This is a genomic window from Hydrogenophaga sp. (genome assembly GCF_050182545.1).
Taxonomy (GTDB): domain Bacteria; phylum Pseudomonadota; class Gammaproteobacteria; order Burkholderiales; family Burkholderiaceae_C; genus Hydrogenophaga.
Window position 1 is genome coordinate 148,191 of record NZ_JBFXCD010000006.1, and the last position, 21,845, is coordinate 170,035.

Sequence of the window (21,845 nt, forward strand, 5' to 3'; positions counted from 1 at the left end):
GGCCCCTTCATTGATACCCAGAAGGAGACCCGCAGTGGACTACAGCCGTTACCAGACCCTCGACATCACCCGCCGCGGCCCCTCCGTGGACGGCGTGCCCTCGGTGCTCGACATCCGCATGCGCGCCGATGGCCCGGGTGGCAACGGCAAGTTGCCGACTGCGGGACACGAGGGGCACTGGGAACTGAGTGAGATCTGGCGCGACGTGGGGCGCGACGACAGCGTGCGCTGCGCCGTGCTGCGCGGCAGTGGCATGGGATTCTCCGGTGGGGGCGACCTGGCCCTTGTGCAGGACATGGCGACCGACTTCGAGGTGCGCACCCGCGTGTGGAAGGAAGCGCGCGACCTGGTCTACAACGTGATCAACTGCGACAAGCCCATCGTGAGCGCCATGCATGGCCCTGCGGTGGGAGCGGGTCTGGTGGCCGGTCTGCTGGCCGACATCTCCATCGCCGCGAAGGACGCGAAGATCGTCGACGGCCACACGCGCCTGGGCGTGGCTGCGGGCGATCACGCTGCCATCGTCTGGCCCCTGCTGTGCGGCCTGGCCAAGGCCAAGTACTACCTGATGCTGTGCGACCCCATCAGCGGGGAGGAAGCCGAGCGCATCGGTCTGGTGTCGCTCGCGGTGGACGACGCAGCCCTGCTCGACAAAGCCTACGAGGTGGCCGACCGCCTGGCCAGCGGCAGCCAGACCGCCATCCGCTGGACCAAGTACTCGCTCAACAACTGGCTGCGCCAGGCCGGCCCGGCCTTCGACACCTCGCTGGCGCTCGAATTCATGGGTTTTGCCGGTCCCGATGTGCGCGAAGGTGTGGCATCCTTGCGTGAGCGCCGTGCACCCCGCTATGGCGTGGACGGCTGAGACGGACCCGACGGCACGGAGACAGGAGACTTCCATGAGCGACACCACCAGCGGTTTCGGCAAATTCGTCCCCGGCTTCGAGTTCCTGCAGAACCTGGCGGGCCAGGCCGCCGGTGGCGTGGCCCAGGGAATCAGCCAGAACATTCCGCAATTGCCCAACCTGGGCCATTGGGTGGCCCCCACCTTCAACGTTGAAGACCTCGAGAAGCGCATCGAGGAATTGAAGGCGGTGCATTTCTGGCTGGACCAGAACGCCAAGGCCCTGGGCGCGACCATCCAGGCGCTGGAGGTCCAGAAGATGACGCTGTCCACCCTCAAGACCATGAACTTCAACATGGGCGACGTGGCCAACGCGCTCAAGATCAAGGCCGCCGACACCCTGGCCGGGTTCAGTGGCGTGGCGGCACAGCCGCCGGCGCAGTTCGCGGGACTGGAGATCCCGCCGCGCACCTACGGGAAAGCCGCGCCGCCCCCACCTCCCGCCCCTGCGCGCAAGGCCGCCCCGCGCAAGGCTGCGGCCAAGGCGGCCCCGGGCAAGAAGGCCGGCGCGCCGGAGGGCGGCGTGGTGGATCCGGTGCAGTGGTGGGGCGCGCTCTCGCAGCAGTTCCAGCAGATCGCCAGCAACGCCATGAAGGACGTGGCCCGGCAGACCACGCTGGACACCACGCGCCAGCTGGCCGCGGGTTTGACCGACCGCGCGGTGAAGACGGCCACCGGCGTGGCGGGCAAGGCCGCGCGCAATCTCTCCGGCACGGTCACGCGCAACTTGGGCGCCGCGGCGGGGGCGGCCCGCGCGGTCAGCGCGCCCGCCGCCGCGAAACCAGCGGGCAAGGCGCCCGCTGCTCGCAAGAGCGCGTCGCGCAAGACGCCGCGCCGCCGCTGAGCATCACCCGCCGCATCCCTGCCAGGCGCACCGCCGCTCTCGCATGAAGCTCTTCCCCCACGCCCACGCCACCCATCCGCAATGGCGCATGGCTGCCGCCCTGGTGCTGGCGCAGCTGCGTGCGCAAATGGCCTTGCCCGATTTCGCCACCTCCCCTACGCTGGCGCTCCTCTACATCACCGACCACTACGCCGACGACGCCCAGGCCATCCTGGAGCACCTGAGTGCCGAGTTGCCCGAGGTGACCGACTGGGCCGGCACGGTCGGCGTGGGCGTGTCGGCGAACAACGTCGAGTATTTCGACGAACCGGCGTTGTGCGTCATGCTGTGCGACCTCGGCCCTGACCAGTACCGCGTCTTCAGCGGCGTGGCGCCACTGCCCGCCAGCGGCCGCGCGGCAGGGGCCGAGGGGTTCGTGGCCCACACAGCGCTGGTGCATGCCGATGCCGGCACCCCTGAGCTGGCGGGCCTGATCGCCGAAATGGCGGACCGTACGCGCAGCGGCTACGTGTTCGGCGGCCTGGCGGCCAGCCGTGGCGCCAGCGTGCAGTTCTCCCTGGGCAGTGGCGGCAACCTCCGTGGCCAGGGCGCGGCCAGCGGCGTGTTTCGCGGTGGCCTCAGTGGCGTGGCCTTCGGGATCGACGTGGGCCTGATTTCCCGCGTCACGCAAGGCGCGCAACCGGTGGACCGCGAGCGCACCGTCACCGCCGCGGACGGCAACCTCGTGCTCACACTCGATGACGAGCCCGCGCTGGACGTGCTGCTGCGCGAGCGCGTGATCTCGCTCGATCAGCCCGAGCAGGCCATGCCGCGCCTGCGCGCCACGCTGGTGGGCTTGTCGCCTCCCTTGCCACCGCGCGAAGGTGCCGACGAAACGCCCGCGCCGCGCGTGCGTGGCCAGTTCGGTTCCGAGGTGCTGGTGCGCCATCTGATCGGGCTGGACCCGGGCCGGCGCGGCGTGGCCATCGCCGATGTCGCGCCGGTCGGCTCGCGGCTGGCTTTCTGCGAGCGCAACGTCCAGGCGGCCCGCGCCGATCTGGTGCGCGTGTGCGCCGAGGTGCGCGAGGAGCTTGAACCGGAAGAGCTCAGTCTTTCGGTGGCCACGGCCCTGTCGGCGCCCGATGTGCACGCCGGCCCGCATCCTGCGCGGCGCATTGCCGGCGCTGTGTACGTGAGTTGCTCCGGTCGTGGCGGGCCTCACTTTGGCAGCCCTGGGGCCGAATTGAATGCCGTGCACCGCGCGCTGGGCGACGTGCCGCTGGTGGGTTTTTTCGCCGGCGGCGAGATCGCGCACCATCGGCTCTATGGCTACACAGGCGTGCTGACGGTGTTCACCATGCCCTGAGTCCGCCCCAGGCCGACGCCGCGCGCGCGGGCACGACCCAGCAGGAACAGCACGATGGCGACGTTGAGCAGGTTGAAGCCAATGCCGTTGATGAAGGCGGCTTGGTACGAGCCAGTGAGGTCGAAGATCGCGCCCGACATCCATCCGCCCAGCGCCATGCCCATCAGCGTGGCCATGAGGACCGTGCCCACGCGCACCCCGGCCTGCATGGGCGCGAAGTGCTCGCGCACGATCAGGGCATAGCTGGGCACGATGCCGCCCTGGAACAGGCCGAACATCCCGGAGATCAGGTACAACGGCACCAGTCCGTCGAAGGGCAGGAACATCAGCAGCGCGACGCCCTGCAGCACGGAGCCCAGCAGCAGCGTGCGCAGTCCGCCGATGCGATCCGAGATCCAGCCCGAGATCAATCGGCTCGCCACGCCCATGCCCAGCATCACCGAGAGCATTTCAGCACCGCGCGCGGCACCGAAACCCAGGTCGGTGCAATAGGCGACGATGTGGACCTGCGGCATGGACATGGCCACGCAGCACGACACACCGGCCACGCACAGCAGCGCCTGCAACGCGCCCGGGGAGAGGCCGAGAGGCCGGTCCCCCACGGGGGTGATCGCGACAGCCACGTCCCGCTCCGGCGCCAGCGTGGGCGGCCGGGGGCGCAGCACCAGCGCCAGTGGCAGCATGGTGAGCAGGCACAGCACGCCGATGAAGGCATAGGCCTCGCGCCAGCCGCCGGCGTCAATGAAGTGCTGAGTCACCGGCGGCCAGACCGCGCCCGCCAGATAGTTGCCGCTCATGCAGATCGCCAGCGCGATGCCGCGGCGCCGGGTGAACCAGCGCGAGGTGTCGGCCACGAGGGGCGCGAAGGTGGCCGAGGTGCCGAGCAGGCCGATCAGCAGGCCTTGCGCGAGACTGAACTGCCACAGCGTGGTGGCCGCGCCGGCCGCGATGAAGCCCAGGCCCAGGCCGATCGCGCCACCGATCACCGGCACCATCACGCCGAAACGGTCGGACAGGCGCCCCATGAGGATGCCCCCTACGCCGAAGCCCACCATGGTGATCGTGTAGGGCAACGAGGCGTCGCCACGCGCCACGCCGAAATCTTCCTGAATGCGCGGCAGGACCACGGTGACGGAGTACATGCCCACGCCGCCCAGGGTCATGAGTGCGAGCGAGCTCAGCAGGCGCCACCAGGCATACGGTGATTCGGCGCCGGCGGACGGTTTCATGTCGTGCGTGAAGCCTTGCGCGCTCGCGCTCGCTCCAGCACGCGGCGGGCGTCCTGCGCGGGCAGGCCGTAGCTGTCGGCGAACTGCTCCATGGGCTGTCCGCTCGCCTCGAAAGCGCGCAGAAGCGCATCGTCGCGCGCAGCGCGGCTGGCCGCTTCGTCGAGCGCTTCCTGCGTGATGGCATTGGTGGCCGGGTCGCGGCTTTGTACCAGCGCGGCATAGGCTTCGCGGCCCAGCCCCGAGGCCTCGAAGGCCAGCGCAAGGCGTTGGCGCAGTTTCGGGGCCAGATCCTCCGGCGTGCGGCTCTGCCGGCGGCGGAAGACTTCGATCAGTGCATGGTGCACGTGCTCGGGCGCCAGGGCCTCCACCGGTTGTCCCGCGAGGTCATGGCGCTCCTGACCCGATGCCACCACGCTGAGGTAGCGTGTGGAGCGCGTATGCAGTGCGAGCGCGGCCTTGAGACTGTCCGCTTTCAGCACGTCAGGATGGGTGTCGAGCAGATCCTGGTAGATGCCGCGCTTGAGGGGCTTGAGCGCTTCGCCGAACAGGGCTGGACACAGCTGCGCCAGTTGTTCAAGCACCGGATGTGGCCGCGCGGGCCGGTGCTCTCCCTTGCGCGGTGCCCCCGGGTGGTCGGTGCGGCGGGCGCGGGCGGGCCGTGTCGGGGCAGTTGAGTCGGGTGCGGAAGTGGGTCGGGTCATGTGGCGGATTCGGATCCCGGCGGCGGCGCAGGGCAATGCGACATCATGCCAGCGCCGAAGCGGCAGCGGTTTTCAGTTCCAGGAAGCCGCGCAAGACGGAAGCGTGGACGGGTCTGTGCAGGACAGGGAAGCCGAGGATGGAGGCCTCGTGGATGCGCCACAGCGGTGGCAGATCTCGACGAGTTCGCCCGGGGGCACGCTGGGGGCCATGGAACTCAGCGAGGTGAGGGAGAGACTCAGGGCGTGGATGGGCTGGCGCAGGCGGACCCAAGCCCTGGCACAGGCATTCCATGGGATGCAGGGATTCGGCATCACGAAGTTGGGACAGCCTGCGGCTGCGGCTCCGATGGTGGCACGGGGGCATGGCGCCGTGCGCCAAAGTGGATCGACAAATAGTGCAAGCGAGTTATTGGTGCATGAGCGCAGGTTCGGGACACTACTTCATCACCACCAATGTCCACCTGTGCGTAGAGGAGTCGACATGCTCGCGCTTTTTGAAGAGTCCGATGTGCGAATCACACATGGGCACCCGCTGGAACACCCGCCATCGCCGATCACCCTGAGGTCGCCGGAAGCGCACCAGCCTTTCGTGGACATCCACACCGTGCTTCGTCGCGCCGCGCGGGAGTTGCAACATGTCTATGCGCATGACAGCAGCGCGTCGCCCGCAGGTCTCGACGCTCGCCTGCTGGCGGTGTTTGAAGCCTGCCACGCGCTCAACATCGCGCGATTGCAGATGCTCGACGTGCTGGACACGCAGACAGGAATTGATCGCCTGTGTCACGTCGTGCACGCACGGGCGGGCGGGGAGCCGACGCCTGAAATGCGCAAACTGGCCAGGGCCTTGGCGGAAACGCGCCGAACCGCGACGCTGGCAGGCGACGCCTGGCACAAGACGGGTCGCGCGTTCACCCGGCTGACGCGGCTGCTGCCCGTGCAGCTTGAGGAGGATGCACCGAATTTCGAGGCGGTCGACGCAGATGAAATGGGGCGACTGGAACGCGCCAGCGAATGGCGCCACCTGGGCAGCGATGAGGCGCTGAAGCAACTTGCGCGAGAGCGGGCGCGGCGTCGGCAAGCGATGACGCCCTGGGCGGCTCCGACACCGGAGCACAGGTGTGCGTGGACAACGCGCATGCACGACGCCTGCAAGAAGGCGGCGTCTCCTTTCACGGATGCCCGAGAGCGCTATGAGCAGTCGGCTGCAGACCATTCCAGGGTCAAGGAACGGGTTGCCCAGGCCGAACGCGTGCGGCAGGACGCGGAGAACGGCTTCAGGATCGAGGCTCTGGCGGCACATGAACTGGCGGCCGCGCTCATCGAGCACAGCCAACTGCGACGCGAGGCCATGCAAAAGGCCGCGCGTGCTTGCGTGGCGAAGTACGCGCTGTACGCGGAGGCTGGCTTGCTGCCCGAGCAGTTCGGACTGCGATGAGGTGGCCGGGGCCTGAGGTCTGCCTGGGCCAGATTCAGTGCACGACCGCGGGACGTTCCTCGCTCTTGGGTGGCGAGCGAAACCAGACGCCGGCAAAGCTGCTGTAGCGCGACATGTCTGAGCGGCGGATGCCTCGATCAATCATCTTCTCGATCGTTGGCAGTTCGTTGAACATGCTGGCCACCGATGCGTCCCAGCGGGTCACCTTCACAAACGCGGCATAGACATCCTGACCGCTGGAGCGCTGGCCAACCGGGCGCACGCTGATGCAGATGCCATCCTCCGGCAAACCCAGCCTGCGGAAGCATTGGGTAATGAGTGCCTTGTAGTCCTCCGGGATCGACACAGGGCTCAACTCGGAGTCGATGCCATCGTGTGAGCACGGCGGGCTCTTCAGGCCCAGGCGCCGGAAAACTCCTCGCGTCACTGCATTGATCTTCATGATGTGTCCCGTTGGTCCTGTGGGGTTCGATCGCCTTGCTCGCCGTGTCAGGCACGGTTGCGATCACCATGGGGAAAGTATGCGGGTGGGGGGTATCGCTCCCAATAATGCATGAGCACTATTTTGATTTTTCCCGCGACGGGGGCGACCCAGGCGGGCACGCGGAACTACAGGTTGCCGTCCACGGAAGGTGCTTCCGCAAGCCCCGATTTGATGGCGTATGCGGCGATCTCCGCGCCGTTGTGCAGACCGAGTTTGAGCATCACGTTCTGCCGGTGCTTGCGCGCCGTGAGCACGCTGATGTGCAGGGCATCGGCAATCTCCTGGTTGCTGCAGCCCTTGGCAACCATGCGCACGATCTGCTGTTCCCTGGGTGTGAGCGTTTGCGAGTTGTCGACGCCCCGCGTGGGCTGGCCCGTCGAACTTCCAATCGCCTTGGCGACCTGCGGGCTCACGTAGCGACGCCCCGAGAGGACCGCACGAATGGCGTCGAGCAACTCGTTGCCCTGTTCGTGCTTGAGCACGAAGCCATCTGCGCCGGCAGCGAATGCGTTGGCCACGGAACCCGGGTAGACGTTACCGGTGACCACCAGGATGCGCGTTTGCGGCGCGACCCTTTTGACCTTTCGCGCCACCTCGACGCCTGAGCTGTCACCCAGCGCAAGGTCCAGCAGCAGCAGGTCGGGGCGATGGAACTGCACCAGCAACTCGACCTCGCTGCCCAGAGCCGTTTCCGCCACAAGCTTGAACTCACCGCTGGCATCCAGCAGCATGCCGATGCCCTGCCGAACCAGGGCGTGGTCTTCAGCGACGACGACTTTGATCATGGGCGAAATACCGTACGGGGGGATCGATCATGCCTCGGCGGAGAGGGCATTGTGCAGCGTTTCGACAACCGCGCTGTCCCGTCCGGGCCCGTAGCCGCATCAGGGGGTATTCAGAAGGGGATGTCGTCGTCCATGTCGTCGAAGCCGCTGGACTGGCGCGCCGGTGCCGCTGCCGGGGCCTGCCGGGGCGCGGGTGCGGCCGCGCGGGGCGCCGATGCGGGGCGCGAATAGCCGCCGCCACCACCGCTTTCGTCTCCACCACCCATGCCCTCCCGGCCGCCGAGCAACTGCATCTCGGTGGCGATGATGTCGCAGGTGTTTTGCTCGATGCCGTCCTTGTTCGTGTATTTGCCGTACTTGATGCGGCCCTCGACGTAGATCGGGCGGCCCTTCTTGACGTATTCGCCGGCGATCTCGGCCAGCCGGTCGTAGAAGGTGATGCGGTGCCACTGGGTGTCCTCGATCATCTCGCCGCTGTTCTTGTCCTTGCGCCGGCTCGAGGTGGCCAGCGTGACGTTGGCCACGGCCTGGCCCGAGGGCAGGTAGCGGATTTCGGGGTCGCGTCCGCAGTTGCCGACGAGGATGACTTTGTTGACGGATGCCATGCTGGGTTCCTTGATTGTCCTGAAAGCGGCGCGCAGCGAGAACGCTGCGCCGACCCGGGGGATTGTGCCGCAAGCCCGTTCCCCGAGGGCGGCCTCGCCCAGGGTGAATAATGCGGGGCTACATGAAAAATCGCGAGCCTGACTTTTTTCAGAACCTGCAGGACGAGTTTTCCGATGGCCGCGCCTGGCTGGACCGCAGCATCGTGCTCGGCTATGCGGTGGTGGCAGGTCTCTTCGTCGTGGCGTTCACCTACCTCAGCGAGACCGCGTTCGAGTGGTTCAAGCACCTGCACGAGGTGGCACCCTGGGCGGTTCTTGTCTGGACGCCCGCCCTGACCGCGCTCATCGTCTGGTGCACCCGGCGCTTCTTTCCGGGCGCGGCCGGCTCGGGCATTCCGCAGGTCATGGCGGCGATCGACCCCCGGGTCGACAAACAGGCGCGCCGTTATCTTGTGTCGCTGCGGCTGACCTTGGCGAAGATGATGCTGGGCGCGGCCACCATGCTGGCGGGCCTTTCGGCCGGGCGCGAAGGGCCATCGGTGCAGGTGGCCGCCGGGGTGATGCACGACGCGCGCCGTTGGCTGCGCCCTGGCTCGGCCATGAACGACCATGCCCTGCTCGTGGCCGGAGGCGCTGCCGGCATCGCCGCCGCCTTCAATGCGCCGCTGGCGGGGGTGGTGTTTGCGATCGAGGAACTGTCCAAGAAGATGGAGTCGCGCAACAACGGCCTGATCATTGCGGCCATCGTGCTGGCCGGTCTGGTCGGCATCTCCTTCTACGGCAACCTGACCTATTTCGGCTCCATCGAAGTGCCGCGCCTGAGCTGGGGTGTGTTCCTGCCCGGTCTGGTGGTGGTCATCCTCTGTGGCGTGCTGGGGGGGCTCTTCAGCCGATTGCTGGCCGCTTCCATCGAGGGTCTGCCCGACCGGTTCAGCGCCTACCGACGGCGCTTTCCGGTGCGCTTTGCGGCGCTCGCCGGGCTGGCCGTGGCCGTCATCGGGCTGGTCAGCGGGGGCGCCACCTTCGGGGCCGGTGCCGAGGAGGTGCGCAACATGCTCGCCGGCGAAAGCGACGTGTCGCGCCTGTATGTGCTGCTCAAGCTGGTGGCGACGTGGCTGACCACCTGGAGTGGGGTGCCCGGTGGCATCTTCGCGCCTTCGCTGTCCATCGGCGGCGGCGTCGGTCACGACGTGGCCCAGATACTGGGGGGCAGCAACACCAGCGCCCTGGCGCCCAGCCTGATTGCGCTGGGCATGGCGGGCTTCCTGGCAGCGACCACCCAGGCACCGTTGACCTCCTTCATCATCGTGATGGAGATGATCAACGGGCGCTCCATGGTGCTCAGCCTGATGGCGTCGGCCATGCTGGCCAGCCTGATTGCCCGCCTGATCAGCCGCCCGCTCTATTCGGCCCTGTCGGCGCTGATGATCAATGCGGTGTGCAAGACCGGTGCGCCACCCAAGGCGGATCCGGCCGATTCGGTGCCCACGACTTCACCCGAGGGCGCTGCGCCTCAAGACCAGGTCATCGGCGGTACCACGGAGACACCGCCCGACAAGCCCGACGACGGTGAGCCACCGCCGTCCGCCCCGTCTTCCGACGTGACCCGGTAACGTGCCGGCAGTTGAGCGGGTCAGTGCCGCGCCGCGGAGGGGGCCTGCATCCGCCAGGCCAGCGCCAGCCACAGCAGCATGAGCAGTGCGCTGACGGCAAAGATGCCGGCGCTCCCCCAGGCCCGGGCGACCAGGCCACCCAGGCTGCCGCCGGTGAAGATGCCCAGCGACATCAAGGTGTTGTAGACGCCCAGCGCCGCACCACGCTGGTGCGGTTGGGCCAGGCGCGAGGCCAGGCTGGGCTGGCTGGCTTCCTGGGTGTTGAAGCCCACGAAATACAGGCACAGCAGCACGGCCACGCCCCAGAGCGAAGGAGCCTGCAGGCTGAACAGGAAGCCCAGCTGCACCAGGCCGATCAGTGCGATGGCGCCCAGGTAGACCGTCTTGAAGTGACCCATGCGCTCCAGCCGGAACAGCAGGCCGCCCATGATCAGCAGCGATGCCAGCACCGCAGGCAGATAGACCTTCCAGTGCTCGGGCGAGGCCACGCCGGCCTCGACCAGCAGCGCGGGCACGGCCATCCACATGGCGATCTGCACCGCATGCAGCACGAACACGCCCAGGTCCACGCGCAGCAGGTCGGCGTGGGCCAGCACCTGGCGCAGGCCACCCCGGTCCGGGGCTTTGTGCCGCGCGGGCTCGGGGGGCACAACCCAGATGATCACGGCCATGCCGAGCAGGGCCAGCGCGGCCGTCAGGGCGAACAGGCCACCCAGCCCGATGTGCGCGACCAGCAGGGGCGCCGCCACCAGGGAGAGCGCGAACATCAGTGCGATGCTGATGCCCACCAGGGCCATGGACTTGGTGCGCACCTCATCGCGCGTGAGGTCGGCCAGCAGGGCCGTGACCGCCGCGGAAATGGCCCCCGCACCCTGCAGGGCGCGGCCGGCCACGAGCCAGGGCAGGCTGGGCGCCCAGGCCGCCAGCGAACTGCCCAGCACGAACACCGCCAGGCCCGCCAGGATCACGGGCTTGCGTCCCAGGCGATCGGACGCCATGCCCAGCGGCACCTGCAGCAGCGCCTGGGTCAGGCCGTAGATGCCCATGGCCAGGCCCACCAGGGCGGGATCGTCGCCGCCCGGATAGTGCCGGGCCTGCAGAGCGAACACTGGCAGCACCAGGAACAGGCCCAGCATGCGCAGCGCGTAGATCGCCGCCAGCGCCCCACTGGCGCGGCGCTCGGTCGCTGTCATGCGGGCGCTGTCGGCCAGGTGGTTTGCCGGGGTGGCAGGGGTGGAGCTCAGGGAGGACAAGGCAGAGGGACCGCGAGGGCGGGGCAGGCAGACGCCGTATTGTCCGCGAAAGGCGTGTGCGCGCCGGGCGGGAGGGCGCGAAAACGCACGGCGGCTTATCATGTCGGGTTGCCCTGAACCCATCCGCCCTGCCTTGAACCAGAACCTGCCCCCGGACCTGAAACTGCCGGGATCGTCGGGCGACGCCGCCCGCGAAACCCCCGCCGTAGGGGAGCCCTCGGCGCGCTACCTGGCCGCCGCGCTGCGGCATGCCAGTGCCTTTCTTTCGGTGCGTGGCGCGCGCACGCACAACCTCAAGAACATCGACCTCGACATCCCCAAGCACTCGCTGGTGGTGATCACCGGGCTGTCGGGTTCGGGCAAGTCCAGCCTGGCCTTCGACACCTTGTACGCCGAGGGGCAGCGCCGCTACGTGGAGAGCCTGTCGGCCTACGCGCGCCAGTTCCTTCAGCTCATGGACAAACCCGACGTGGACCTGATCGAGGGCCTGTCGCCGGCGATCGCCATCGAGCAAAAGGCCACCAGCCACAACCCGCGCTCCACCGTGGGCACGGTGACCGAGATCCACGACTACCTGCGCCTGCTCTACGCCCGCGCCGGCACGCCGCACTGCCCGGACCACGGCCTGCCGCTGGCCGCGCAGAGCGTGGCCCAGATGGTGGACACGGTGCTGGCGCTGCCCGAGGGCACGCGGCTGATGATTCTCGCGCCGGTGGCGCGCGAGAAAAAAGGCGAGTTCAGCGAGCTCTTTGCCGACATGCAGGCCCAGGGCTACGTGCGATTTCGCTTGGACGGGGTGGTGCTGGAGGCCGAGGCGCTGCCGGCGCTGAAAAAAACCGAAAAGCACAACATCGACGTGGTGATCGACCGCGTCAAGGTGCGAGCCGACGGCGGCGCGGCGGACGAGGGGGTCAACCCCCTTCGCCAGCGGCTGGCCGAGAGCTTCGAGGCCGCGCTGCGCCTGGCGGACGGACGCGCCGTCGCCCTGGAGATGGATGCAGCCGAGGCGTCATCCGACGCCGTCGCGACCGAGCACGGTTTCTCGGCACGCTTTGCCTGTCCGCTGTGCCACTACACCGTCGGTGAACTCGAGCCGCGCCTGTTCTCCTTCAATTCACCCATGGGCGCCTGCCCGACCTGCGACGGACTGGGCCACACCGAGTTCTTCGACCCGTCGCGCGTGGTCGCCTTTCCCTCGCTCAGCCTGGCCAGCGGCGCCATCAAGGGCTGGGACCGGCGCAATGGCTACTACTTCGCCATGATCGAGAGCCTGGCGGCGCATTACCGGTTCGATGCCGATGCGCCCTGGGAGTCACTGCCCGAGGCGGTGCGGCAGGTGCTGCTGTACGGATCGGGCGAGGAAGAGATCAAGTTCAGCTACGCGCTTGAATCGGGCGAGCGCGCGGGCAGGAAGGTCAGCAAGAAGCACCCCTTCGAGGGCATCGTGCGGAACTTCGAGCGCCGCTACCGCGAGACCGACAGCGCCGCCGTGCGCGAGGAACTGGCGCGCTACCGCGCGGTGCAGCCCTGCCCCGAATGCGGGGGTTCGCGGCTGCGCCGCGAGGCGCGCCATGTGCTCGTGGGCGAGGGCGAACAGAAGCAGCCGATCTACGCCATCAGCCACGTCACCCTGGGTGAGGCGCTGGCGTATTTCCAGCGACTGGAACTGCACGGGGCCAAGGGCGACATCGCCGCGCGCGTCATCAACGAGATCCGCCAGCGCCTGAAATTCCTCAACGATGTCGGCCTGAACTACCTCAGCCTGGACCGCAGCGCCGACACGCTCTCCGGCGGCGAGGCCCAGCGCATCCGCCTGGCCAGCCAGATCGGCAGCGGCCTCACCGGTGTGATGTACGTGCTCGACGAGCCCAGCATCGGCCTGCACCAGCGCGACAACGACCGACTCATTGCCACACTGCAGCACCTGCGCGACCTCGGCAACACGGTGCTGGTGGTGGAGCACGACGAGGACATGATCCGCACCGCCGACCATGTGATCGACATGGGACCGGGCGCGGGCGTGCATGGCGGGCGCGTGATGGCCCAGGGCACCTGCGAACAGGTCATGGCCACGCCCGACTCGCTCACAGGCCAGTACCTGGCGGGCACGCGCCGCATCCCGGTGCCTGCGCGCCGCACCGCGTGGCTGCCTGTGCTCAAGGCCCCGCAGGCCGGCAAACCCGCGCCCGGCAAGCCGCGCTTTGCCCCCAGCCCGGCGGCCGAACGCCGCGCTGCGCGCGAGGCTGCGCACCAGGCCACGCTGGGCGAACTGCAGGAGATCCGTGTGCTCAATGCCAGCGGCCACAACCTCAAGGGCGTGAGCGCGGCCTTCCCCGTCGGCCTGCTCACCTGCGTCACCGGTGTCTCCGGCTCGGGCAAGTCCACGCTGGTCAACGACACGCTGTACGCGGCCGTGGCGCGCACGCTGTACCGTTCCCACGACGAGCCCGCCGCGCACGAGGCCATCGAGGGCATCGAACATTTCGACAAGGTCATCAACGTCGACCAGTCACCCATCGGCCGCACGCCGCGCAGCAACCCGGCCACCTACACCGGGCTGTTCACCGGCATCCGCGAACTCATGGCCGAGATGCCCACCGCGCGCGAGCGCGGCTACGGCCCGGGGCGCTTCAGCTTCAACGTGGCCGGTGGGCGCTGCGAGGCCTGCCAGGGCGATGGCGTGGTCAAGGTGGAGATGCACTTCCTGCCCGACGTCTATGTGCCCTGCGAGGTCTGCCACGGCCAGCGCTACAACCGCGAGACGCTGGACGTGCAGTACAAGGGCCGCAACATCGCGCAGATCCTGGACATGACGGTGGAGCAGGCGCACGACTTCTTCGGCACCGTGCCCACCCTGCACCGCAAGCTGCAGACGCTCATGGACGTCGGCCTGACCTACATCCAGCTCGGCCAGAGCGCGACCACGCTCTCGGGTGGCGAGGCGCAGCGCGTCAAGCTCGCGCTGGAACTCTCCAAGCGCGACACCGGGCGCACGCTCTACATCCTGGACGAACCCACCACCGGCTTGCATTTCGCCGACATCGAGCTGCTGCTCAAGGTGCTGCACCAGTTGCGCGACGCGGGCAACACCATCGTCGTCATCGAGCACAACCTCGACGTGATCAAGACCGCCGACTGGGTCATCGACATGGGCCCCGAGGGCGGCGCAGGCGGTGGCACGGTGGTGGCGCAGGGCACGCCCGAAACGGTCGCGGCGCACCCCGACAGCCACACCGGGCGCTACCTGCGGCGGCTGCTCGCCGTTTAGGGCTCAGTGGTTGCGGTAGGCCAGACCCACCGTGGCGCCGTACGCGGTCTTGCGACCCACCAGCGGGCTGCGCGCCGCCGCGCCCCGCAGCTGTGTGGCACTCACGCCGCCGAACGCGACCCAGTGCCGGCTCAGCGCCGAGGTGATGCGCCAGCCCAGCGAGACGCTGTCCCAGCCCGAGCCGATCGCGTAGGCGGGCAGGCCGGTGGCCAGCGCGTCCGCGGCCGCAATGCCGTAGTGGGTCCGATGGTGGGTGCCGTTGGCCCAGCCCGCGCCCAGCGACAGGTCCCAGTGCGTCTGTGACGACACCGGATAGCGGTAGCCCAGCCCGTGGTCCAGGCGCAGGCCACCCTGGCGTCCCAGCAGGTCCTGCGAGGCGCGCACGGAATAGGTCCAGCGGCTGCTCAAGGCCGCGGTGGCCGCCAGGCGCCCGTGCACCGTGGCGCGGATGTCGGGCAGGCCGCGAAAGCGGGCGTCGTCGTCCCACGAGCGCCCTTCGTCGATCGACAGCGAGGTGCTCAGCGACCAGACATCGCCGCCAGCCAGCACGGTGCTCACGCCCGAATCAACGGGCTTGCGCCCCTGGCTGAGCAGCGCGCTCGCGCCCGACGTGGCGAAGCGGAAGCGACCCAGCCGGAAAGCCCAGATCGGGCGCAAGCGCAGGCGCTGCTCCACGTCGCTGCCCAGCAGCGGCGCCGACGACACCAGCGAGGCGCCCAGCAGGTAGTCGCGGCTGGCGTCCAGGGCGACCGGGTCTGGTGCGCTCGCGGTCTGCTCCGCCGCGCCCGCGCATGCGCAGGCCAGACCGAGCAACCCTGCCACGGTCCGCGCAGGCAGACGATGCAGGCGCGTCGCGCGCGGCATCAAAGCCGGCCCAGGTCTTCGATGGCGTCGACCACCATGCCGGTGCCGATGGCGATCAGCAGGATGTCGGCCGCCACCCGCACGTACTTGTGGCCTGCGGGTGGCAGACCCAGCTGGATCGAGATGCCGTTGGGCACCGGGTAATGGACCACGTCGCGGGGCAGGGGACGGCCCATTTGCCACTGCTTCGCCTGGCCGGGTGGCTGACAGCCATTGCCCTTTTTGGCCAGGCCTGGCGGGCATTTGCCGGCCTTGAAACGCGGCGCGTAGTAGTCGTGGGCCGCCCGGCGCTGGGGTTCGCCGAAGTACGCGCCGATCTGCACGTCAACGGACACCCGCGACGACGATGACCCGTGCTCGCGGCTGTCGTGCCGCTGCTCCTGCCGGTGTTTGTCTCCCTTGCCGGGCTTGCCGACCCAGTCGGGTTTTTCCGCCAGGGCGGGAAGGGCCACCAGGCTCAGGCCCAGCAGCAGGGAGGGAAGGACGGTCAGCGATCGTGAGGTCATGGAGGGATTTTCGTTGGGATTTCAGGGGAAATCGAAATCAGTGGTTCGGGTTTCGCCCAGAACCAGCGCAAACGGACCGGCGTTGCGGATTGCGCCACCCGAGGTGGCCCGCAGGCTGAAGGCATTCGGGGCGACTGGGTCGGCGACAAAGCTGAGGCTGGCACCGTTGGCATACAGCGCGATCTGCGGCGGCGCGACCGCAACGTCGTGGTCGTAAACACCCGTATCGGCATCCACCGGACCGCCCGCGAGTTCGATCGTCGGGCCGCCGTTCAATGTTTGCAGTACGCGCACTTCCGCATCGACGGGGGTGGTCGCGGTGCTGACCTCGCCATCCAGGGTCGCGCTTCCCGAGGCGGGCGGGTCCAGCCTTTCGCCCAGCGGGCTGATGCGCAGCAACTGGCCGTTGAACACCTCCACGTTCTTCACCACCAGGGTCGCCCTGCCGGGCGACGTGACGACCAGGCTGTAGTTGCCGGGCTGGATGGGTTGCAGCTTGAACGAGCCATCCGCCGCCGGCGAGGTGGCGCGCACCGCAACGCCGTCCTGTTGCAGCGACAGCGTTGTGCCCGGCACCACCAGTGCGGCTGCGACCTCGCCTTGCACACCGGTCTCGGTGCGTGGCAGTACGCGAAGCACCGGCTTGAGCAGGTACTGGCCAGACATGCCGGCGACCACCACCGAACGACAGGCATCGAAGTCAAGCACGAAGTCGGCCAGCTGATCCGGCGCCACGGTGAGGTTGGTGTTGATCTTCAGGCCCGATTGGGGGCCGCTCGGCGTTTTCAGGGCCGTCTCGGCGCCGCCGGAGGGGATCACCGAGTTGGCCAGCGGATTGCCCGGCGTGTTGTCCTCCAGCACCAGCCGCAACTGCGTGTAGGTGCCGGCGGGCAGGCCGGTCTGGCCCAGCTCTTCCAGCACGCCGTTGGTGAGCGTGAGCAGATCGAGGCGGCGCGCAGGCGTCAGCTCGATGGTCGACCAGCCGCCATCGCTGTCTGTCGCCGTGCTGCTCTGGTGCACGCGCACCTGCCGCACCGTCACGTTCACCTCGTCGTAGCCGCAGGCGGGTGCGTCGGTGAGCGCCATGCGCAGCGTGCCGCTGCCCGAGCCCCCGTTGCCGCCACCACCGCAGGCGGCGAGCGCGGTGAGCGTGGTGAGTGCGAGGGCCGCTGCCCAGCGGCGGAAGGGGTGTGTCTTGTGCATGGTCGTGGTTCGCGTCGTTAGTTTGCTGCACGTCCGCAGCGGTGGATCCACGATTGTCGAATGGCCTGCTCACGGTCCCGTTACAAGCTGTAATGTCATCCGGCGCTGCCTTGTCATCTGTGCGAGGTGGCGCCGCAGCAGGCGCACTGGCAGACTCTGCGCTTTGCCCGCATCAACTGATCGCCGTGCCCCAGGAAACCGAAATCAAGCTCGCGCTGCATACGGCCGACCTGCCGCGCCTGCTCGCGCACCCCCTGCTGAAGGCGCAGCCGCCGCGCCGCGAGCGCCTCTTCAACACCTATTTCGACACCTCCACGCTGGCACTGCGCGCGCAGCGTCTGGCCGTGCGCGAGCGCCGCGTGGGGCGGCGCACGCTGCTCACGGTCAAGACCGCGGGCAGTTCGGTGGGCGGCCTGTCGCGCCGTGGCGAGTGGGAGGGCGCCTGCTTACCCGGCCGCTTCGATTTCGCCGCGCTGGTCGACGACGCCGCACTGGCGCAGCAGCTCATGGGCGTGGCCTGGCAACTGGTGCCGGTGTTTCGCACCGATTTTGTCCGGCGCAGCTGGCGGCTTCGCCATGGGCAGGCGGACGTGGACGTGGCGCTGGACCAGGGCTTCATCACCACGGGCAACGCCGAAGGCAAGCACCGCCAGGCCATCCTGGAGGTCGAGCTCGAACTCGTGAGCGGTCCGGTGGACGACTTGCTGGACCTGGCGCACACGCTTGCGCTCGGACCGCAGGGACAGGCCACGCAGGGTCTGCGGCTGCTGCCGGACCAGCGCAGTAAGGCCGAGCGCGGCTATGCGCTGTTCACCGGCGAGCGCCTGCAGCCGGTGAAAGCCCAGCCCGTGCAACTCGATGCCGCCATGCATCCGGTGCAGGCGTTTCGCGCCGCCGCCCTGAGCTGCCTGGCCCACCTGCAGGCCAACGAGGCCGGTGTGGTGCCGCCGGGCGCCGATGGCGCCTGGCCCGACCCTGAATTCGTGCACCAGGCGCGCGTGGCGCTGCGGCGCCTGCGCACCGGCCTGCGCCTGTTCCGGGACCACCTGCCCCGCCGGTTCGCGGCGCATTGGGCGCAGGAATGGAAAGCCCTGGCCGGCGAGCTGGGCGACGCGCGCAACTGGGATGTCTTTGCCACCGAGTGGCTGCCCCGACGCCTGGACCGCCTGGCACCCGCCGATGCGCCGCAAGCCGCCCTGCAGCCCTTGCTCGACTGGGTGCATGCGCAGCGTCTCGCCGCCGGCCTGCGCGCCGCCCGCGCGCTGGGCAGTCCGGCGCACGCACTGCGCCTGCTGGCGTTTACCCGCGCCGTGCTGCGGTTCCAGGCGCCCGATCACGACGGCCCCAGCGGTGCCCAGCCACTGGGCGACTGGGCGCGTGGCAGCTTGCGCGCACGCCACGCCGCCCTGCGCCTGGAAGCGCGGCGGGCGCGCCGCCTCGGCCCGGAAGGCCGGCACGCGCTGCGCATCGCGTTGAAGAAGCAGCGCTACGCGCAGGAATTCCTGGCCAGCCTGCTACCGCCGAAGAAGGTCGAGCGCAGCACCGCCATGCTGGCCGATGCGCAGGAACTGCTGGGTCAGCTCAACGACCTGAACACCGCGCAAGCCTTGCTGGCATCCGCGCCGCCCGCGCTCGTCAACCCCTTGCTGCGCCGCTGGCAGCTGGAGTTGCAGGCACAGCTGGCGCAGGGCCTGCAGGCCTTGCCCGCGCTGGAGCGGGCGCTGGAGGAAACGCCCGTGCCCTGGGGGTAGGAGCCCCCACGCTCCGCCGCTGCGCGGGTCGCACCTTGCAGGCCGCGGCATCGCCGGAGTCGATGCCCCTTCGTCCCGTCCAGCCCTGCGCAGGCAGGACCGGAGCCGCGGTCCTCAGCCCCCCGAGGGGGCTGATCCGGCTTGGGGCGGCCCGGCGCCGGATCGGGCATCGTTCGTGCGGCGCTAGACGCGCGCGCTCGGCCGCGCGGCCACCTTGTCGCGCCAGGCCTGCAGCGCCTGCAGACCCTCGTCGGCCGGCTTGAAGTGCGCCAGGCGCGCGAACTCCACGGTGCAGAAGGCGGTGATGTCGGCGATGGTGAAGCGATCGCCCGCCACCCAGGGTTGGCGTTGCAGCTCGGCATCGAGCCAGGCCGCGGTCTCGCGTGCCTTGGTCACCTGCGAACGCCCGAAGTCTGGAAACTGCGGCTGCTCCAGCGGCGCCAGGCCCGGGTGCGTGTGGCGGATGGCGTTGGCCAGCGGCAGCATGAAATACCACTCCATGCGGCGGTCGGCCATTTCGATGAAGGCGCGCTCCTCGGCGCTGTGCCCCATCAGGTTGGGCTCGGGGTAACGGCCCTCGATCCAGGTGCAGATCGCGCGCGTCTCGGTCAGCACGCGCCCGTCGTCCAGTTCCAGCGCGGGCACACGCGCCAGCGGGCTCTTGGCACGGTATTCGACGGTCTTGTGCTCCTGGGCATTGAGGTCGACGTTGACCAGCTCCAGGCCATTGATCTGTTTCTCCACCAGGAACATCAGCACCCGGCGCGGGCTGGGGGCGCGGGGTGAGACGTAGAGCTTCATGCGGCCCCCGTGCCGGAATTCAGGCTCTGCCCGGTTTCGACCATGCGGCGCGCCTCCTCGGCAAAGCGCTGCGCGGCCGCGTCGCCGTCGCGCGTCAGGTCCACTTTCGATGGCGGTTGTTCAATGCCGCGCTGCACCGCGGGCCGCGCGCGGATCGCGTCGCGCCAGCGCTTGAGGTGGGGCAGGTCGTCGATCTTCACGCCGGACCAGCGGTGCGTGCGCACCCAGGCCCAGTTGGCGATGTCGGCAATGGAATAGTCGCCGGCCAGGTACTCGTGCTGCTGAAGGTGTCCGTCGAGCACCCGGAACAGGCGCTTGCACTCGCCCTGGTAACGATCGATGGCGGCCGGGATCTTCTCGGGGAAGTAGCGGAAGAACACGTTGGCCTGACCCATCATGGGGCCGATGCCTCCCATCTGGAACATCAGCCACTGCAGCACGCGCGAGCGGCCCTGGGGGTCCGACGGCATGAGGCGGCCCGTCTTCTCCGCCAGGTAGATCAGGCAGGCGCCCGACTCGAACACCGCAAAGCCGCCGGCCCCGTGGTCCACGATGGCGGGGATGCGGCCATTGGGGTTGATGGCGAGGTATGCCGGGCTGCGCTGCTCGCCAGCGCCCAGGTCGAGCACCTTGAGCGTGTAGGGCAGACCCAGTTCTTCCAGTGCAATGGACACCTTGTGTCCGTTGGGCGTGGCGGCCGTGTACAGATCAATCATGCAGAACCCCCGGGACAACCAGCGCGCATCCTAGTGCGCGCTGCGGGGCAGGGCCTGTCGCGCAGGCTACGGGCTCAGAGCATGAAGCCGAGATTGCTCGGGTACTCGGCGCTGTTGAAATTCACCAGGTTGGGCAGGATGCCGTTCATCTCGGCGCCCTGTACGCCGAACCAGGTGGCCAGCGTGCCGGCGTACTGGTCGACCGAGGTGCTGGGCAGCAGGCGACCCTGGCCCACGTGCCACTGGTCGTTGGCATCGGTGGTGGAGTCGCCCACGCTCACGGGCGGGGCGCTGCCGTAGAAGGCCCTGCCCCGCACCGCGCCACCGACGACGAAGTGGTGGCTGCCCCAGCCGTGGTCGGAGCCATCTCCGTTGCTGGTGAGCGTGCGGCCGAAGTCGGAGGCGGTGAAAGCCGTCACCTTGTCGGCCACGCCCAGTTGCACAGTGGCGGCATGGAAAGCCGTGAGCGCCGCGCTCAGGCGTCCCATCAGGCTGGCCTGGCCGTTGACCAGGTTGTCGTGCAGATCGAAGCCACCCATGGAGACGAAGAACACCTGGCGGCGGCTGCCGAGGTTGTCGCGCGCGGCGATCAGGCGCGCCACCAGCTTGAGCTGGTCGGCCAGGTTGTTGCCGGTCGGGAAGGCGTTGAAGGGCGCGTTGGTCGCGGGGAAGGCGTTCAGGGCGCCGGTGACCGCGCTCTCGGCGCCGACTGCGCGGGCCGTAACCAGGTTGTATTCGTTCTCCAGCACATGGCCGCGGTTCTGCAGCGCCAGTTGCAGCATGGCCGCGCGCACGGCCGCCGAGCTGTAGACGTTGTTGCTCAGGCTGTTGATCTTGACCGCGCCGTTGGTGCTGACCTGGTAGGACAGCGCCTGGTCCCCCGAGAGGAAGACGGTGTTGCCGGACACCGAGATGCAGGAGAGCACGCTGCTGGTGTTGTGGGCGAGTGCGAGGTCGCCGATCTGACCGCCCCAGCCGGTGGTGGCGCCCTCGGCTTGCGAGGTTTGCCAGACCGACTGCTGGTCGTTGTGCGAGAACAGTTTGGGTGGCAGGGGATAGAGCACGCGGTTGCTGCTTCGGTACTGCTGGCGCGTGAGCGGCACCACCAGCGGCCCCACGTTGAGCTGCACCGCCGCCGCGCCACTGTTGAAGAGGCCGGCCAGACCGGTCATGGACGGATGCAGGGCGTACTGGCGACCGCCCGGCAGTGCCACTGTCGGGTTGAGCAGTGTGGGCGCCATGTCGGCCTGGCCGATGGCAATGCCACCGGCCGTGCGGTTGGCGCCGCCGCCGCGGATCGCGCTGTACTGGTCGTAGCTGGCGTTGTCGTAGTTGATGACGGTGTTGGCGTAGTCGTTGCCGCCGAACAGGAAGACGCAGACCAGCGCCTTGTAGTCGGTGGCATTGAACGCTGCGGCGTCCGCCATGGCCGTCAGGTTGAGGGCGGTGGGCAGGGCCGCGCCGGTGAAGGCGAGCTGTCCGGCGCGGCGCAGGAAGGCGCGGCGCGTGTGCTTGTCGGGCTGGAGGAAGTGCATGGT

General features: G+C 68.9%; 19 protein-coding genes. 7 read left to right on the forward strand and 12 right to left on the reverse strand.

Going from position 1 to position 21,845, the window contains the following annotated elements; translation table 11 throughout:
* The first annotated feature begins 34 nt into the window (after window positions 1-34).
* From AB7P10_RS08830 to AB7P10_RS08840, 3 genes are read left to right on the forward strand one after another with little or no spacing between them, the layout of a single operon-like run.
* Window positions 35-865, forward strand: coding sequence for an enoyl-CoA hydratase/isomerase family protein (locus tag AB7P10_RS08830; RefSeq protein WP_428293476.1), 831 nt, complete (start codon window positions 35-37; stop codon window positions 863-865).
* 34 nt (window positions 866-899) lie between these two features.
* Window positions 900-1,748 carry a PhaM family polyhydroxyalkanoate granule multifunctional regulatory protein gene (locus AB7P10_RS08835; RefSeq protein ID WP_428293477.1) on the forward strand — a complete coding sequence of 283 codons (849 nt, stop codon included), beginning with the start codon at window positions 900-902 and terminating at the stop codon, window positions 1,746-1,748.
* 43 nt (window positions 1,749-1,791) lie between these two features.
* On the forward strand, window positions 1,792-3,093 hold the full coding sequence (locus AB7P10_RS08840) for an FIST signal transduction protein (protein WP_428293478.1): 1,302 nt from the start codon (window positions 1,792-1,794) through the stop codon (window positions 3,091-3,093).
* On the opposite strand, the gene AB7P10_RS08845 is transcribed toward AB7P10_RS08840, so the two are convergent.
* Window positions 3,057-4,322, reverse strand: a complete 1,266-nt coding sequence (locus AB7P10_RS08845) for an MFS transporter (RefSeq protein ID WP_428293479.1) — start codon at window positions 4,320-4,322, stop codon at window positions 3,057-3,059. The two genes, AB7P10_RS08840 and AB7P10_RS08845, sit on opposite strands and share 37 nt — an antisense overlap.
* Window positions 4,319-5,023, reverse strand: a complete 705-nt coding sequence (locus tag AB7P10_RS08850) for a ProQ/FINO family protein (protein ID WP_428293480.1) — start codon at window positions 5,021-5,023, stop codon at window positions 4,319-4,321. The genes AB7P10_RS08845 and AB7P10_RS08850 overlap by 4 nt, the downstream gene beginning before the upstream one ends.
* Window positions 5,024-5,504: 481 nt before the next feature.
* On the opposite strand from AB7P10_RS08850, the gene AB7P10_RS08855 reads away from it, so the two are divergent.
* Entirely contained in the window at window positions 5,505-6,458 is a 954-nt protein-coding gene (locus AB7P10_RS08855) for a hypothetical protein (protein ID WP_428293481.1), read from the forward strand.
* A gap of 34 nt (window positions 6,459-6,492) precedes the next feature.
* Here the strand turns inward: AB7P10_RS08855 and AB7P10_RS08860 are convergent, their stop codons facing one another.
* The 3 genes from AB7P10_RS08860 to ssb all read right to left on the reverse strand — a co-directional run bounded on the left by AB7P10_RS08860 (window position 6,493) and on the right by ssb (window position 8,332).
* A complete protein-coding gene (locus AB7P10_RS08860) occupies window positions 6,493-6,900 on the reverse strand; it encodes a hypothetical protein (RefSeq protein ID WP_428293482.1) in 408 nt (135 codons plus the stop codon).
* Between the two features lie 167 nt (window positions 6,901-7,067).
* Window positions 7,068-7,727 (reverse strand): response regulator, encoded by a 660-nt coding sequence (locus AB7P10_RS08865; protein WP_428293483.1) that lies wholly within the window; start codon window positions 7,725-7,727, stop codon window positions 7,068-7,070.
* A gap of 110 nt (window positions 7,728-7,837) precedes the next feature.
* Window positions 7,838-8,332 carry a single-stranded DNA-binding protein gene (ssb, locus tag AB7P10_RS08870; protein ID WP_428293484.1) on the reverse strand — a complete coding sequence of 165 codons (495 nt, stop codon included), beginning with the start codon at window positions 8,330-8,332 and terminating at the stop codon, window positions 7,838-7,840.
* A gap of 122 nt (window positions 8,333-8,454) precedes the next feature.
* Between ssb and AB7P10_RS08875 the strand changes: the two genes are divergently transcribed.
* Window positions 8,455-9,945, forward strand: coding sequence for a chloride channel protein (locus AB7P10_RS08875; RefSeq protein WP_428293485.1), 1,491 nt, complete (start codon window positions 8,455-8,457; stop codon window positions 9,943-9,945).
* A gap of 20 nt (window positions 9,946-9,965) precedes the next feature.
* Here AB7P10_RS08875 and AB7P10_RS08880 read toward each other — a convergent pair whose 3' ends face one another.
* Window positions 9,966-11,138 (reverse strand): MFS transporter, encoded by a 1,173-nt coding sequence (locus tag AB7P10_RS08880; protein WP_428293486.1) that lies wholly within the window; start codon window positions 11,136-11,138, stop codon window positions 9,966-9,968.
* Window positions 11,139-11,298: 160 nt separating this feature from the next.
* Between AB7P10_RS08880 and uvrA the strand changes: the two genes are divergently transcribed.
* The gene (gene uvrA, locus AB7P10_RS08885) at window positions 11,299-14,466 is read left to right on the forward strand and encodes an excinuclease ABC subunit UvrA (protein ID WP_428293487.1); all 3,168 of its coding nucleotides are present in this window, start codon (window positions 11,299-11,301) and stop codon (window positions 14,464-14,466) included.
* Between the two features lie 3 nt (window positions 14,467-14,469).
* Here the strand turns inward: uvrA and AB7P10_RS08890 are convergent, their stop codons facing one another.
* From AB7P10_RS08890 to AB7P10_RS08900, 3 genes are read right to left on the reverse strand one after another with little or no spacing between them, the layout of a single operon-like run.
* The gene (locus AB7P10_RS08890; RefSeq protein ID WP_428293488.1) at window positions 14,470-15,288 is read right to left on the reverse strand and encodes a MipA/OmpV family protein; all 819 of its coding nucleotides are present in this window, start codon (window positions 15,286-15,288) and stop codon (window positions 14,470-14,472) included.
* A gap of 41 nt (window positions 15,289-15,329) precedes the next feature.
* On the reverse strand, window positions 15,330-15,836 hold the full coding sequence (locus AB7P10_RS08895) for a hypothetical protein (protein WP_428293489.1): 507 nt from the start codon (window positions 15,834-15,836) through the stop codon (window positions 15,330-15,332).
* 21 nt (window positions 15,837-15,857) lie between these two features.
* Complete coding sequence (locus AB7P10_RS08900) at window positions 15,858-17,039, reverse strand: DUF4382 domain-containing protein (RefSeq protein WP_428293490.1); 1,182 nt, start codon at window positions 17,037-17,039, stop codon at window positions 15,858-15,860.
* Window positions 17,040-17,224: 185 nt separating this feature from the next.
* Between AB7P10_RS08900 and AB7P10_RS08905 the strand changes: the two genes are divergently transcribed.
* Window positions 17,225-18,790, forward strand: a complete 1,566-nt coding sequence (locus AB7P10_RS08905; RefSeq protein ID WP_428293491.1) for a CHAD domain-containing protein — start codon at window positions 17,225-17,227, stop codon at window positions 18,788-18,790.
* 183 nt (window positions 18,791-18,973) lie between these two features.
* Here the strand turns inward: AB7P10_RS08905 and AB7P10_RS08910 are convergent, their stop codons facing one another.
* The 3 genes from AB7P10_RS08910 to AB7P10_RS08920 all read right to left on the reverse strand — a co-directional run bounded on the left by AB7P10_RS08910 (window position 18,974) and on the right by AB7P10_RS08920 (window position 21,842).
* A complete protein-coding gene (locus AB7P10_RS08910; RefSeq protein ID WP_428293492.1) occupies window positions 18,974-19,591 on the reverse strand; it encodes a glutathione S-transferase family protein in 618 nt (205 codons plus the stop codon).
* On the reverse strand, window positions 19,588-20,307 hold the full coding sequence (locus tag AB7P10_RS08915) for a glutathione S-transferase family protein (protein WP_428293493.1): 720 nt from the start codon (window positions 20,305-20,307) through the stop codon (window positions 19,588-19,590). Before AB7P10_RS08915 ends, AB7P10_RS08910 begins: the two co-directional genes overlap by 4 nt.
* A 74-nt stretch (window positions 20,308-20,381) precedes the next feature.
* Complete coding sequence (locus AB7P10_RS08920; RefSeq protein WP_428293494.1) at window positions 20,382-21,842, reverse strand: DUF1501 domain-containing protein; 1,461 nt, start codon at window positions 21,840-21,842, stop codon at window positions 20,382-20,384.
* Between the last annotated feature and the right edge of the window lie 3 nt (window positions 21,843-21,845).